17 protein-coding genes are annotated in these 14675 nt (G+C 46.9%); 4 read left to right on the top strand and 13 right to left on the bottom strand.

Annotation, left to right across the window (positions count from 1 at the left end; translation table 11 throughout):
* Positions 1-222: 222 nt before the first annotated feature.
* The 8 genes from fusA to fkpA all read right to left on the bottom strand — a co-directional run bounded on the left by fusA (position 223) and on the right by fkpA (position 6261).
* The gene (gene fusA / locus VCHENC03_RS16550) at positions 223-2322 is read right to left on the bottom strand and encodes an elongation factor G (protein WP_005438392.1); all 2100 of its coding nucleotides are present in this window, start codon (positions 2320-2322) and stop codon (positions 223-225) included.
* Positions 2323-2459: 137 nt separating this feature from the next.
* Complete coding sequence (gene rpsG, locus VCHENC03_RS16555) at positions 2460-2930, bottom strand: 30S ribosomal protein S7 (RefSeq protein WP_005438390.1); 471 nt, start codon at positions 2928-2930, stop codon at positions 2460-2462.
* Between the two features lie 100 nt (positions 2931-3030).
* The gene (rpsL, locus tag VCHENC03_RS16560; RefSeq protein WP_004399892.1) at positions 3031-3405 is read right to left on the bottom strand and encodes a 30S ribosomal protein S12; all 375 of its coding nucleotides are present in this window, start codon (positions 3403-3405) and stop codon (positions 3031-3033) included.
* A 178-nt stretch (positions 3406-3583) separates the two neighbouring features.
* Positions 3584-3859, bottom strand: a complete 276-nt coding sequence (gene tusB / locus VCHENC03_RS16565) for a sulfurtransferase complex subunit TusB (protein WP_005438388.1) — start codon at positions 3857-3859, stop codon at positions 3584-3586.
* Positions 3860-3866: 7 nt separating this feature from the next.
* Complete coding sequence (tusC, locus tag VCHENC03_RS16570; protein WP_009705502.1) at positions 3867-4223, bottom strand: sulfurtransferase complex subunit TusC; 357 nt, start codon at positions 4221-4223, stop codon at positions 3867-3869.
* Positions 4220-4615, bottom strand: a complete 396-nt coding sequence (tusD, locus tag VCHENC03_RS16575; protein WP_009705501.1) for a sulfurtransferase complex subunit TusD — start codon at positions 4613-4615, stop codon at positions 4220-4222. Before tusD ends, tusC begins: the two co-directional genes overlap by 4 nt.
* Positions 4616-4617: 2 nt before the next feature.
* Positions 4618-5334 (bottom strand): helix-turn-helix transcriptional regulator, encoded by a 717-nt coding sequence (locus VCHENC03_RS16580; protein WP_005438378.1) that lies wholly within the window; start codon positions 5332-5334, stop codon positions 4618-4620.
* Positions 5335-5478: 144 nt separating this feature from the next.
* Complete coding sequence (fkpA, locus tag VCHENC03_RS16585) at positions 5479-6261, bottom strand: FKBP-type peptidyl-prolyl cis-trans isomerase (protein ID WP_009705500.1); 783 nt, start codon at positions 6259-6261, stop codon at positions 5479-5481.
* 128 nt (positions 6262-6389) lie between these two features.
* On the opposite strand from fkpA, the gene VCHENC03_RS16590 reads away from it, so the two are divergent.
* Positions 6390-7376 (top strand): WD40 repeat domain-containing protein, encoded by a 987-nt coding sequence (locus VCHENC03_RS16590; RefSeq protein ID WP_009705499.1) that lies wholly within the window; start codon positions 6390-6392, stop codon positions 7374-7376.
* Positions 7373-7600 carry a SlyX family protein gene (locus VCHENC03_RS16595; RefSeq protein ID WP_005438375.1) on the top strand — a complete coding sequence of 76 codons (228 nt, stop codon included), beginning with the start codon at positions 7373-7375 and terminating at the stop codon, positions 7598-7600. Before VCHENC03_RS16590 ends, VCHENC03_RS16595 begins: the two co-directional genes overlap by 4 nt.
* Positions 7601-7678: 78 nt before the next feature.
* Here VCHENC03_RS16595 and VCHENC03_RS16600 read toward each other — a convergent pair whose 3' ends face one another.
* The 5 genes from VCHENC03_RS16600 to kefG all read right to left on the bottom strand — a co-directional run bounded on the left by VCHENC03_RS16600 (position 7679) and on the right by kefG (position 12012).
* The gene (locus VCHENC03_RS16600) at positions 7679-8620 is read right to left on the bottom strand and encodes an isoaspartyl peptidase/L-asparaginase family protein (RefSeq protein ID WP_009705498.1); all 942 of its coding nucleotides are present in this window, start codon (positions 8618-8620) and stop codon (positions 7679-7681) included.
* A gap of 130 nt (positions 8621-8750) precedes the next feature.
* On the bottom strand, positions 8751-9320 hold the full coding sequence (gene slyD / locus VCHENC03_RS16605; RefSeq protein WP_005438368.1) for a peptidylprolyl isomerase: 570 nt from the start codon (positions 9318-9320) through the stop codon (positions 8751-8753).
* A gap of 88 nt (positions 9321-9408) precedes the next feature.
* Entirely contained in the window at positions 9409-9609 is a 201-nt protein-coding gene (locus VCHENC03_RS16610; RefSeq protein ID WP_009705497.1) for a YheV family putative zinc ribbon protein, read from the bottom strand.
* 35 nt (positions 9610-9644) lie between these two features.
* Positions 9645-11441, bottom strand: coding sequence for a glutathione-regulated potassium-efflux system protein KefB (gene kefB, locus VCHENC03_RS16615; protein WP_009705496.1), 1797 nt, complete (start codon positions 11439-11441; stop codon positions 9645-9647).
* Positions 11425-12012 carry a glutathione-regulated potassium-efflux system ancillary protein KefG gene (gene kefG, locus VCHENC03_RS16620; protein ID WP_009705495.1) on the bottom strand — a complete coding sequence of 196 codons (588 nt, stop codon included), beginning with the start codon at positions 12010-12012 and terminating at the stop codon, positions 11425-11427. The genes kefB and kefG overlap by 17 nt, the downstream gene beginning before the upstream one ends.
* Before the next feature lie 177 nt (positions 12013-12189).
* Between kefG and VCHENC03_RS16625 the strand changes: the two genes are divergently transcribed.
* Together VCHENC03_RS16625 and VCHENC03_RS16630 are read left to right on the top strand one after the other, a co-directional pair.
* The gene (locus tag VCHENC03_RS16625; RefSeq protein ID WP_009705494.1) at positions 12190-14109 is read left to right on the top strand and encodes an ABC transporter ATP-binding protein; all 1920 of its coding nucleotides are present in this window, start codon (positions 12190-12192) and stop codon (positions 14107-14109) included.
* Positions 14106-14585, top strand: a complete 480-nt coding sequence (locus VCHENC03_RS16630; RefSeq protein ID WP_009705493.1) for a TIGR02444 family protein — start codon at positions 14106-14108, stop codon at positions 14583-14585. Before VCHENC03_RS16625 ends, VCHENC03_RS16630 begins: the two co-directional genes overlap by 4 nt.
* Positions 14586-14675 lie beyond the last annotated feature (90 nt).

Raw genomic sequence — 14675 nt, 5'->3', positions numbered from 1 at the left:
GGTCAACGTGGCCGATAGTACCAACGTTTACGTGCGGTTTTACACGTTCAAATTTTTCTTTAGACACAATCGTGTTCCTTCCTAGTTATGATTCGCCGTGATCATTATTGATCCCGACGCGCCAGAAATTGTTATTTTATGCGCCAACGCCTGTTAGCGCAATATTTGGACGCATTGATCTTTAAAAAAAGCTGGACTTTTTTTCAGCTCAAAGCGTTTTAATTAGTAACCACGGTCTGCAATGATTTTATCTGCGAAGTTTTTCGGTACTTCAGCGTACTCGTTAAACTCCATAGAGTAAGACGCACGGCCTTGAGTTGCAGAACGTAGGTCCGTTGCGTAACCAAACATCTCAGATAGTGGAACTTGAGCGCGGATGATCTTAATACCAGCCACACCATCGTCCATACCTTCGATCATACCGCGACGGCGGTTAAGGTCACCAACAACATCACCCATCCAATCTTCAGGAGTAGTTACTTCAACATTCATCATTGGCTCAAGAAGAACAGGCTGTGCTTCTAATGAACCCTTCTTGAATGCCATCGAGCCAGCGATCTTAAACGCCATCTCGTTAGAGTCAACATCGTGGTAAGAACCATCAAACAGAGTGGCTTTAATATCTAATACAGGATAACCCGCTAGAACACCGCTGTTCATTTGCTCTTCGATACCTTTCGCTACCGAGTTGATGTATTCCTTAGGAACAACACCACCCACAATTTCGTCAACAAAGACAAAACCTTCACCAGGTTCAGATGGCTCCAGTTTGATCCATACGTGACCATACTGACCACGACCACCAGATTGACGTACAAATTTACCTTCAACTTCCGCGTTGCCACGGATTGTTTCACGGTACGCAACCTGAGGTTTACCAACATTACAGTCAACGCTGAATTCACGTTTCATACGATCAACGATGATATCTAGGTGAAGCTCACCCATACCAGAGATCAGTGTCTGACCTGTTTCGTCGTCCGTTTTTACGCGGAATGATGGATCTTCTGCCGCTAGTTTACCCAGTGCAATACCCATCTTCTCTTGATCGGCAACAGAGCGAGGCTCTACCGCGATCTGAATTACCGGTTCAGGGAACTCCATGCGCTCTAGAATCACTTTGTGGTTCTGGTCACATAGCGTGTCACCTGTTGTAACGTCTTTCAGACCGATAGCAGCTGCGATATCACCAGCGCGAACTTCTTTTACTTCTTCACGCTTGTTCGCATGCATCTGTACGATACGACCGAAACGCTCTTTCTTGTCTTTTACTGAGTTGTAAACAGCATCACCTGAGTTCACAACACCTGAGTAAACGCGCATGAAAGTTAGCGTGCCCACGAATGGGTCAGTCGCGATCTTGAATGCTAGTGCAGAGAACGGTTCGTTGTCGTCTGCGTGACGCTCAACTTCGTTCTCTCTTTCGTCGATGCCTTTAATTGCAGGAACATCAACTGGCGACGGCAAGAATTCGATCACTGCGTCTAGTACTGCTTGAACACCTTTGTTTTTGAACGCACTACCACAAGTAGCCAGTACGATTTCGTTGTTTAGTGTACGAGTACGTAGAGCTTGTTTGATCTCAGCTTCAGACAGTTCACCTTCTTCAAGGTACTTGTCCATTAGCTCTTCAGTTGCTTCCGCTGCCGCTTCAACTAGGTTGTTGCGCCATTCTTCAGCAAGCTCTTGCATGTCTGCTGGAATTTCGTCGTATGTGAACGACATGCCTTGGTCGGCTTCATTCCAGTTGATCATTTTCATCTTGATAAGGTCGATAACACCACGGAAATCATCTTCTGCACCAACGTTCAGTTGGATTGGAACAGGATTCGCACCAAGACGGTTTTTAATTTGGTCCACAACGCGTAGGAAGTCAGCACCTGCACGGTCCATCTTGTTTACAAATACCATACGTGGAACGTGGTACTTGTCAGCTTGACGCCATACAGTTTCAGACTGAGGTTCAACACCAGATGAACCACAGAACACAACAACTGCACCATCAAGTACGCGCAGAGAACGCTCTACTTCGATAGTAAAGTCAACGTGTCCAGGGGTGTCGATGATGTTAACGCGGTGCTCTTGGAATTGTGCTTCCATACCACGCCAGAAGGTAGTAGTCGCCGCAGACGTGATTGTGATACCACGTTCTTGCTCCTGCTCCATCCAGTCCATGGTTGCTGCGCCATCGTGAACTTCACCGATTTTATGAGACAGACCAGTGTAGAACAGAATACGTTCAGTAGTGGTTGTTTTACCTGCATCTACGTGAGCACAGATACCGATGTTACGGTAGCGCTCAATAGGAGTTTTGCGAGCCACGATTGAATCCTCTTACTTAGAGATAGGGACTATTGCTATAGCTAAAAAATGCTATCCCCTAGATATAGCAATAGTTCCTAGCATATGCATAGGAACTAAAGAAGTGCTGCAAGGAACCTTGCAGCACTGAAAAGGTATTACCAACGGTAATGAGCGAACGCTTTGTTTGCGTCAGCCATGCGGTGAACGTCTTCACGTTTCTTAACCGCAGTACCTTTGTTCTCAGACGCGTCTAGCATTTCAGCAGCTAGGCGTTGAGCCATAGATTTTTCACCACGCTTACGCGCAGCTTCAACCAACCAACGCATAGCAAGTGCGTTACGGCGAACCGGACGTACTTCTACAGGTACTTGGTAAGTTGAACCACCTACACGGCGAGATTTAACTTCTACCGCTGGGCGAACATTTTCAAGAGCTTCTTCAAAAATAGCTAAGTGGTCTTTACCAGACTTTTCAGCCATAGAATCTAGTGCAGTGTAAACAATTTTCTCTGCAGTAGATTTTTTACCGTCAACCATTAGGATGTTAACGAATTTTGCCAGCAGTTCAGATTTGAACTTTGGATCTGGAAGGATCTTACGCTGACCAATGACGCGACGACGTGGCATGGATTTTCTCCGTTGTCTTCTTCAGGTTTTATCCAAAACTTTTCAGTTTTTTCAAAAAATTAAAAATAATTTAGTGTTTGGCCTTACTTAACGGAATCCATTAAGACTTAGGACGCTTCACACCGTACTTAGAACGACCTTGTTTACGGTCGTTAACGCCAGCACAGTCAAGTGCACCGCGAACAGTGTGGTAACGTACACCCGGAAGGTCTTTTACACGACCGCCACGGATTAGTACAACACTGTGCTCTTGAAGGTTGTGACCTTCACCGCCGATGTACGATGTAACTTCGAAGCCGTTTGTCAGACGTACACGACAAACTTTACGAAGTGCTGAGTTAGGTTTTTTAGGTGTAGTAGTGTAAACACGAGTACATACACCACGTTTTTGTGGGCACGCTTCTAGTGCAGGCACGTTGCTTTTAACAACTTGCTTTGCACGTGGCTTACGTACCAACTGGTTAATAGTTGCCATTAACTAGCTCCTGATTTACTTGAAAGTAAGCTTTGTGAAAAATCTATCCCTAACAGCGGTTGGCAGTTAGGGACGCAAAATTCTATGCAGCAGTGAGAGGTGTGTCAAGAAATATACGGATCTTTTTTGTTCAATTAGGGTAATTAGTCCGTAAAGCTCAATCGACAGGAAAGAAGGTTTAATCCCAAGTCAGAGATTTGGCTTGTTTTGCTGTTAGTTCAACAAAGCCAGCATAGCCAATCACCTCAATAGATGGGCTGATACGATTGCTCATACCGCGGGCTTCAATATCGCTTTGCAGCGCAAACACTGATGGACCTTTTACCTTGCTGAACGCCTTATGCTGAGGGTTCGCAGCGTACACGGCATCTTCAATCAACAAGACATCATCTTGCTCACTGTACAGTGCCATTGCATCGTCTAACGCAGCTACGGATTTGATGATATGTAACATGGCTTCCTCAGAATGACAGCAGTTTGCCCGCTTGTTGCAGTTTAGCTTTTAGTTGCTCAGTATTTAGAGCCTCTGCATCAATGACTAAATCGGCTTGAGCCAAGCCACGCTCGGCAAGCGAATTCGCACAAACAAACACTTGCTCAATGTCGTACAAGTCGAACAACTTCAGCATTGGTGCGTAGTCTTTGCTTAAGATGCCATTAGGCTCTTGTCCAAGCAGTAACTGATAAACACCATCGCCAACAAATAGGACGGTGATGTCTTCACAGTATGCAGATGCCGCTAGCAGCGCATCCACACCTTCACGTCCTGCATTGCTACCATGAGGTGCGCTACGAAATAGGTAAGTTAGCTGACTCAAAACTGCACCACTCTATCTTGGGTTAACATGGCTTCGGCTAAGCTCCCCAAACCGGCTTGCTCGAACCCTGTAGCTAGGTTGTTCTGTTTAAGACCGTGTTGATTCGCTTCATCTTCGCTGATGATACCGCGACGCAATGCCGCTGCCACGCACGTTTCCAAACGAACATCGTGCTGCTGTGCGAGTGATTGCCATGCTTTGGTTAGGTCAAACTCGTCGTTGGCAGGCACACTCAGAGCCGTACCATTGGTGACACCATCTTGGTAAAAGAACACACTCACCAGAGTATGTCCTTGTCCAATTACCGCTTGTGCGAATTGGTATGCGCTGCGTGCCGATTGACTGCCGTAAACTGGACCATTCACGACCAGCGTGTAAGTTAATCCACTCACGCTTATTCGTCCTCAGTTTTACGCTGACGAATGTATAGGTAAACGGTGTGTTTAGAAATGTTCAGACGGTCTGCAACGCGGTTGATGGCATCTTTGATGTCGAAGATACCTTTGTCGTACAACTCCATCACGATCTGACGGTTTTTGGTGTTGTTCGATACCGATTTATCGGCGTTGATCTCTTCAATCGTGCGCTCAACCGTTTGGTCTACGAGTTCTTCAACATCGCTTGCGAAGTTAACAGAAGACGCCGCTTCTTTCGCTTCTTGCGTTGGCATGAACGATTGCAGCACTTGAGAGAAAGGTGCATCAAGGTTGACGTTGATACAAAGCAGGCCAATCACGCGGTTTTCGCCGTTACGAATAGCAACGGTGATCGACTTCATCAATACGCCGCCTTTTGCGCGGGTAAAGTACGAACGCGAGAAATTGCGCTCAGAGCCTTCGATGTCTTTCAACATCTTAAGCGCTAAATCTGTGATAGGAGAACCTACCTGACGACCAGTGTTCTCGCCGTTAGCGATTTTGATTGCAGAGGTATTGAGATCTTCGAGTGAGTGAAGAACGATTTCACAGAAAGGACCGATCAGACTGGCAATGCCGTCCACGACCGCTTCGTAAGATCTCAAGATGATTTTATCGTGCTCGGTAAATGGCATCACGTTGACAGATTCCATTTCGAGCAACATTTCCGCATTTATTGTTTCTGTAGTTGTCATAAGCCTTCGAGCGAAAAATCAACAAATTGGTGTAAGTTTATCAGAAAATTTGAAAGGCAACCTAGCAAACTCACCAACTAGTGACCTAGAACAAAAAAGGTCCGCAAAACGGACCTTTTTTCATCAAGTTATCGCTAACTGTAATTATTGAGCAGCGTTGTCGTTCTCAATTTTTAGTAGCTCAACTTCGAATACTAGCGTTGAGTTAGCTGGGATGCTTGGTGTGTCTTGATCACCGTATGCTAGCTCTGGCGGGATAACGAATTTGAACTTAGAACCCACAGGCATTAGCTGAACACCTTCAGTCCAACCTGGGATTACGCGGTTTAGTGGGAATGTTGCTGGTTCGCCACGATCGTATGAGCTGTCGAATTGAGTACCGTCGATCAGAGTACCTTTGTAGTGTACTTGAACAGTATCTGTGTCTTTTGGCTTCTCGCCTTCAGCTGGAGTCTCTACTTGGTATAGAAGACCAGAATCTGTCTTCACTACGCCTTCTTGCTTCTCGAACTCAGCACGGAAGTCATCGCCAGCTTTCTTCGCTTCAGCTGCTTTTTCAGCCGCTTGCTTTTGCATAGTTTCAGCAACGCGCTTGTCTAGAGATTCTAGAGCTGCACGAGTTTCTTCTTCGTTTAGCGCTGCTTTGTCTTTAAATACGTCTTCGATACCTTTAAGAACTAAATCTTTGTTTAGGTCGATGCCAATCTCGCTTGGTTTCTCAATGCTAGTGCTTAGGTAGTTAGCAAATGAAACACCGATTGCGTAAGCCGCTTTGTCATCGTCGTTTTTAAAGTGAACTGCTTTACCAGTTTCTGCTTGAACTTGTTCTGCTTGAGGTGCTGCTTCTGGTTTTGTTTCTTCTTTTTGACAACCTACCGCTAGCATTACTGTTGCAGCAAGTAGCGACACTTTTAAAACTGATTTCATTAAATTCTCCCAATAATGGCTTAGCCACTGGTTGTTGTGCACAAATCTTCTATGAGACTAGTGAAGACAATCGTTATACCAATATACTAGCTATATGTCTTAAGACACAAACCGGATTATTAGATGTGATGCAAAGAATTTCTCATTTATTCCTATATTTAATTGTCATCACCACGTTAAATGGATGCTTTTTTACCGATCGCGATGTTCAACGTTGGTCACTCGAACCACAAGGTTCCACCAGCTTTGCGCTCAGTCGAGATGGTCGATTCGCGCTGCTGTACTCCAAAGAGCACCAGTTGGTTCTTTGGGATTTGGAGCAAAACAAACAACTCGCAAAGCTGGGTGAACTCGATCAAGCCGCCAATGTGGTCTCCCATATTCGCATTTCGGACAATGGTCGTTATGCAGTCACAGCGAGCCAAATGAACTTCGCTGTATGGGATCTCGGATGGACTCAAGCCGAAGGACTTTGGTCTATCGATGACGCGCTGATTCGAGACGTTGATATCACCAGTAACGGTGAACAGGTATTACTTGGACTGTCCAACGGTAAAGCGATTTACGTCAACTTAGTCACTGGTCGTCGGCTAGAGTTCCTTGCACACCAAGAAAAAGTCAATTCCGTGGCGATATCTCCCAATGGCCGCTTCGCCTTAACGGGCGGTAATGACTACAAAGCGTATCTGTGGGATACCGAAACCGGGCTAGTATTGCGTACCTTTGAACACGACCAGCGCGTTGTTCGAGTTGCCTTGCAGAGAGATGGAAAACTGGCCATGACATCCGATGGCGGTAATCAAGCCATCATCTGGGACTTAGAAACTGGAGAAGAAGTGACACAGCTCAGCAGTTGGTCTCGTCAATTGATCTTCTCGACGGCACGATTCTCAGACGATGGTCGCTTATTGGTTACAGGAACGCCTTCGGGGCGCGTGATGGTATGGGATACTCACACGGGTAAACGAGTGGATAGATTTGAAGTCGAGCCGAAAAAAGATACTCGCCCTCCCCGTGCGGTCGTGTATGATGCAGCCTTTGATTCCAAGCAACGTATAATTACTGCCACTTCTGCGGGCATTGCCCAAGCTTGGCAGCTAGAGAACGGATCATGACAGAAAAACTTATTCAGCAATTGGAAGCTCGCATTAATGACTTAGAGTGTCAGCTTGCGTTCCAAGAACAGACGATTGAAGATCTGAACGGTGCCTTGTCACAGCAACAACTGCAAATCACCAAGATGCTCGATCAGATGAAATACGTGGTAGGTAAAGTGAAGAATATGGATTCGTCGAATTTGGCCGATCCATCAGAAGAAACACCACCACCGCACTACTGATTCATCCGAATCCCAGTGCAATAAATAACACAAAGCCCAGACTCTTATCTGGGCTTTGTTGTTTTTAAGAAGCGAACGCTACTCGTCCGAGTAAATGTTTACGCTCAACTCACCTTGAGTGTTGATCCCTGCTCGGTACATACCAGAACTGTTCATCGCAAAGTGCAACTCACCTTGTGCATCAATGGCGATTAGACCGCCCTCTCCGCCCATCTCTTTAAGTTCACCTTGAATGATATGTTCACAAGCCGTGTGGACGTTTTCTTGTAAATAACGCATGCGCGCTGCGACATCTTCCGCCACTCGTTTACGAATAAAGAACTCGCCGACACCTGTAGTGGAAACCGCAACAACGCCATTCTCTGCCACCGTGCCGCACCCAATCAGAGCGGAATCTCCCACTCGCCCGTATTTCTTGTTGGTCACACCACCGGTGCTGGTTGCTGCGGCTAAGTTGCCTTGTTGGTCCAATGCCACAGCGCCGACGGTACCGTGTTTACGATCATCTGGGTAGCGGGACTCGGAAAGAGCAAACATGCCTTTCTCACGCATAGAAATCAGTTGTTCATAGCGACGATCAGTGAAGAAGTAATCTTGCTCGGTGTACTCATGGCCTTGTTCGAAAGCAAATTTCTCAGCCCCCTCGCCGACTAACAGCACATGGTTGCTGTTTTTCATTACATCACGAGCGAGCTCAATAGGGTTCTTGATATGACGAACACCGGCAACAGCACCTGCCGCTTGGTTTCTACCATCCATCACAGACGCGTCCATTTCTACCATTTCATTATGAGTAAGAACCGAGCCTTTGCCTGCATTGAAATTAGGGGAGTCTTCAAGAGACTTAACCGCAGCAACCACAGCATCCAACGCTTCGCCGCCTTTTTCCAGAATTTGATGGCCCGCTTTTACCGCTACTTCTAAATCCGCCAAGATGGATTGTTGCAGTTCATCACTCATCTGTTCACGTAAGATAGTGCCCGCACCACCATGAATCGCAATCGAGAAGGGTTTCGTCATCACTTTGTCCAACTGTTATTCCTTGTATGATTTGCACTACACCCTAGATAAACAAAAAGCGCAAGTTGAAACCTCAACTTGCGCTTTTCAAAGCTTTTCTAGATTACGTTATCTAGTGAAGAGCGTGCGATTAGTGAGAACCGCAACCGCCGCCGCCACAACATTCGTGGTCGTCGCCTTTCTCTTCGCCACCACAGCAGCCGCCTTCTTTGTCGTCACCGCCACAGCAGCCACCACCTTGGTGGATGTGACCGTGCTCGATCTCTTCAGCTGTTGCTTCACGAGTAGCCATTACTTCTACTTCGAAAGTTAGAGTTTGGCCAGCTAGCATGTGGTTGCCATCTACAACAACTTCGTCGCCGTCTACTTCAGTTACTTCTACAGGGATTGGACCTTGGTCAGTATCTGCTAGGAAACGCATGCCAACTTCGATTTGGTCAACGCCTTGGAATACGTCTGCAGGAACACGTTGCACTAGTGCATCGTTGTGGTCGCCGTACGCATCTTCAGGAGCTACTGTTACTGAGAACTTGTCGCCAGCCACTTTGCCTTCTAGTTCGTTTTCAAGACCAGTGATCAGGTTGTTGTGACCGTGTAGGTAATCAAGAGGCGCGTCAGCTGTTGATTGATCAACAACAACACCGTCTTCCAACATTACTTTGTATGCAAGGCTTGCAACAACGTTCTTTTCAATTTTCATACTAACTCCAGGGAGATTAATTGACCTAACCAGAATGGGGTTAAGTACCGAGATGGTAGTATTATGGGGATCAATTAACGAAGTTCAATTACTCAGGCTTAAAAATCCCAATCATTTCTTGTTCTGAGTGTTTATTTTTTTCTACAGATTGCGGTTTACGCTGCTCGGTAAAATCACAGTCAACACATTCAACCAGTTCGATGTTGTTCTCAATCCACCAACGCAGGGTATCTTGTTGGCTGCATTGCGGGCAGCTTGCACCCGCGATAAAACGTTTCTTGGCTTTCACTTTTATTCCTTTTCCCGCTTGATGCTGCGCGGGTACTACTTCCAATGATTTGGCGACTGTTGGTCGCTTTCCATTTCGCGACCAAAGATTTCTTCTAGTTCTTTACGTGCTTCTTTCGAGCGCTGAGCAAGTTCTTTGTCCTCATTATGCTGAGGTAACAAATCCTTGAGCATAGCATTGTCTAACTTACGAAAATGTGCTTCTGCCCGCTTTGCTTGATACGGGTGCATGCCTAATTCTACGAGCGCTTGACGACCTAGATCTAAGGCGCCTAAAAAGGTTTCACGTGAGTAGTTCTGCACACCGTGATTCATCAACTGATACGCTTCCACACGGCTGCGAGCACGGGCGAGGATTTTTAATTTCGGGAAGTATTCACGGCAAATGTCGACAATCGCCATAACCTCATCTGGTGAGTCGGTACAGATCACTAAGGCTTCTGCTTTATCCGCACCTGCGGCACGTAACAAATCAATCTGAGTCGCATCACCATAAAACACCTTATAGCCGTATTTACGCAGCAAGTGGATTTGGCTCGCGTCACTTTCTAGTACCGTTACTTTGATCTTGTTGGCGTACATCAAGCGTCCGACAATCTGACCAAAACGACCAAAACCTGCGATGATCACTCGTGGTCGACGATCAACAACATTGCTGGCCACGCTCTCTTCTTCTTGGTTCAGAGTATGAGCAAACCATTTTTTCTGTCCCATGAGCAGCAGTGGTGTCGTCACCATCGACAAACTCACCACGACCAGTAAGAAGGAAACTTGCTCTTTAGTTAAGATACCTTCTTGGCTTGCTGCGGTGAAAATCACAAACGCAAACTCACCACCTTGGCTCAAAATCGCCGCCATACGACTACGTGATTTAGCACGGACTCGAGCAGTGCGAGCCAAGACATACAGCACCAAACCTTTGACCACCACGAGAGCAATCACAGCACTAATTATCGCGAACGGTTGGAGTGCTAATAAGCCCAAATTCACCGCCATACCAACAGCGATAAAGAACAAGCCAAGCAGCAGACCTTTAAAAGGTTCAATCGCGATTTCTAGCTCATGACGGTATTCACTTTCTGCCAACAGCACGCCCGCAAGGAAAGTGCCGAGTGCCATCGATAGCCCCAGTTTTTGCATCGCAACAGAGATACCAAGTACCACTAGAAGAGCGGCAACGGTGAAAAGTTCACGCACGCCACTCATCACCACAAAACGGAACAGAGGACGCAATAGGAAATGACCGCCAACTAATAACGCAGCCACACTACCTAGTACCCAAATGGCATCTAACCAATCGCCACCACCTTGCCCACCGGCAAGTAATGGCAACATAGCTAGCATCGGGATGACCGCAATGTCTTGGAACAACAGCACCGCAAAGCCTGACTGCCCGGTTTCTGTGCCGGCTTGCCCCTGCTCTTCTATCACTTTGAGTGCAATTGCCGTCGACGAGAGCGCCAAACCCATACCAATGACGAGGCTGACTTGCATGCTCAATCCAAACAAGCTGACGATACTGCCGATTACTGCCGTGGTCACGATGACTTGAGCGCCACCTAAGCCGAGGATCGGCCCACGCATTTGCCATAATTTTTTGGGGTTCAGTTCCAAGCCAATTAAGAACAGCAGCAACACCACCCCGAGCTCAGCAAAATGGAGAATCGCATCCACATCGCTGATCAACCCCAGCCCCCAAGGGCCAATTAAAACACCTGCAATCAGGTAACCGAGTACCGACCCTAAACCAAGTCGCTGAGCAATCGGTACGGCAACAACGGCGGCAGAAAGAAAAACGACGCTACTTTGAAGAAACTCACTGGTCATCGCCATGTTGGCCTCCTTGCTCTCCCCACTCTCTCAGGGGATGATTGAGCCATTGACGATACTGCTCTGCATGCTGATAACGTTCGATGTCCGAGACATTACGCGACCAATACAACACTAAAGGTTCCATCCAGTGCATCTGACATAATGCTGCAGTCAACTCGAACGGTTGCAGGATTTGCTCAAGTGGGTACTTGTTGTAACCCATAGGACTGAACGCATCCTCTTTACCGCCAGTAGTAATCACACTGCGCCAATACTTACCTTCTAATGCGCAACCATCGCCAAACGCAAAGCCTTTGCCTAACACACGATCCATCCACTCTTTTAGCAACGCAGGGCAGGAATACATATAGAGGGGATGATGAAAAACGATCACATCGTGTTCCGCCAACAAGTGGTGTTCATAGTTAACATCGATAAAGAAATCAGGGTACGCACCATAAAGATCGTGCACCGTGACGTGCTCAAGCGATTCGATTTTTTTAATCATCACTTGATTAGCAATGGAGTTTTGCGGCTCTGGGTGAGCATAAATAACCAGAACTCTTGGGGGAATAGACGCTGCAACAGCCAAATGGTCGTCCTTGTGTTGATTTCCTAGTAAAAATTATCGTTATCAGATTGTTATACTTTTTTGTATAGCATAATGCAATTAAAGCTCAGAGATCGACTTTTCCCGCCAATACCCCTACTATTCATCGCGAGATCAACGACCAAGAAACGCGCACTGCGCAAAGTGAATTAAAACTCTATGATTACCTTCTCTGATATTCAGTTACTGCGTGGCGGTAAACCTCTTTTAGACCAAGCTTCTGCAACCATTCACCCAGGCGATAAAGTGGGTCTGGTTGGTAAAAATGGCTGTGGTAAATCGACTCTATTCGCACTGCTGAAAGACGAATTGTCGATTGATGCGGGCTCATTTAGTCAGCCACAGCATTGGGAGTTGGCATGGGTAGCACAGGAAACCCCTGCACTAGACCGCAGCGCAATTGAATACGTTATTGATGGTGACCGAGAGTTCCGTGATCTTGAAGCTCAACTGGCGATCGCCGAAGAGAAAGACAACGGCACCTTAGTTGCGGAGATCCACGGCAAGATTGAAACCATTGGCGGTTACAGCATTCGCGCTCGCGCTGCCGAACTGCTTGACGGTCTGGGCTTTAGCCAAGAGCAAATGAGCTGGAACCTGACTCAGTTCTCGGGTGGTTGGCGTATGCGCCTTAACTTGGCTCAAGCGCTATTGTGTCGTTCTGATCTACTGTTACTCGACGAACCAACCAACCACTTGGATTTGGACGCGGTAATGTGGCTAGAGCGTTGGCTACAAAACTACCCTGGCACGCTGATTCTGATCTCGCACGACCGTGACTTCTTGGACCCGATCGTTGGTCGCATCATTCACATCGAGAACCAGCAGTTGAACGAATACACGGGTAACTACTCGTCATTCGAAAACCAACGCGCACAAAAAATGGTGCTGCAACAAGCGATGTTCGAGAAGCAACAGAAACAGATGTCGCACATGCAAAGCTACATTGACCGCTTCCGTTACAAAGCATCGAAAGCGCGCCAAGCACAAAGCCGTATTAAAGCGCTGGAGCGTATGGAAAAGGTACTGCCAGCGCAGTTCGATAACCCATTTAGTTTCCAGTTCCGCGATCCTGCAGCCCTACCAAACCCAATCATGATGATGGATGAAGTGTCGGCAGGCTACGGTGACAACCTGATCCTAGAGAAGATCCGCCTAAACCTAGTACCGGGCAGCCGCATTGGTCTACTTGGCCGAAACGGCGCGGGTAAATCAACCTTGATCAAATTGCTGTCTGGTGAGCTAAAAGCGCAAGGCGACGATCTGACTTACTCGCAAGGCGTGAAGATCGGTTACTTCGCTCAGCACCAACTAGAAACACTGCACCCAGAAGAAACACCGCTGCAGCACATGATGCAAATCGCACCAGATCAAACCGAGCAGCAGCTACGTGATTATCTAGGTAGCTTTGGTTTCCAAGGTGATAAAGCGCTTGAGAAAGTCGCACCGTTTTCAGGTGGTGAGAAAGCACGTTTGGTATTGGCATTAATTGTGTGGCAGAAACCGAACCTATTGCTACTCGATGAACCGACCAACCACTTGGACTTGGACATGCGCCAAGCACTGACCATGGCACTGCAAACATTCGAAGGTGCGATGGTGATTGTTTCGCACGACCGCTACCTATTGCGTGCAACCACAGATGATTTGTACCTTGTGCACGATCGCCAAGTGGCACCATTCGACGGTGACTTGAGCGATTACTACAAGTGGTTGACCGAGCAACAAAAAGCCGAGCGTAAAGAAGCACAAGCAGCTCAGCCAGTTAAAGATAACGCCAACAGTGCAGCGGCGAAAAAAGAGCAAAAGCGACGCGAAGCAGAATTTCGTAAGCAGACCGCACCAATTCGCAAAACGCTGACACAGTTAGAAAACAAAATGGATAAGTTAGGTGAAGCTCTAGCGAAAGCAGAAGAGCAATTAGCGGATAACTCGCTGTATGAAGCCGAAAACAAGGCTAAACTTAACGAAGTGTTGGCGCTTCAAGCTTCTAGCAAAGCAGATCTTGAAGAAGTAGAAATGGAATGGATGTCTGCCCAAGAAACACTCGAGCAGATGGAACTAGAGTTTAATCAATGACAAACGAGCACGCAGAATACACTCTTACCCTAGAACACCTTTGGCAGTTCAGTCTGCAATTTTATGGTGTGCGAGAAGTGAAGGAAGCGTGCTTATCATTGCAAAACAACTACCACGGCAACGTGAACCTATTACTGCTGCTCAGATGGCTCGATGAGCAGCAGGTGATTTTCCAAGAGCAAGACTGGCACTTGGTGCAAGGCTGTCTTGGTCGAAGCGAAACCCTACTCCACTCTTACCGCGAACTTCGTCGCCACCTCAAAGCGCAAGTCAACGACGCACTTTATCGAGAAGCATTGCAGTTCGAATTGCAGCTCGAAAAGCAACAGCAATCAGACTTAGTTGACTGTGTTAACTCACTTCAATTAGTCAAAAACGATGGTGACCCACTGACGCTGAGATACTGCCGCCAATTGGGTGGAGAGCATTTGCAACAGGCGTTCTCAATTCCCGTTCCGAACATTCACCATCCATAAATCCGTCATAAACCAGTAAAATATCTATACTAAAGCTATAAAGGATTATATTAATAAGTTCTTCAGCGAACATTGAAGGACCATATAAGA

It is taken from the genome of Vibrio sp. HENC-03 (genome assembly GCF_000305755.2).
Lineage (GTDB): Bacteria > Pseudomonadota > Gammaproteobacteria > Enterobacterales > Vibrionaceae > Vibrio > Vibrio owensii.
The sequence above is the reverse complement of the archived record's forward strand: the minus strand, read 5'-3'. Positions and strand labels throughout refer to the sequence as shown.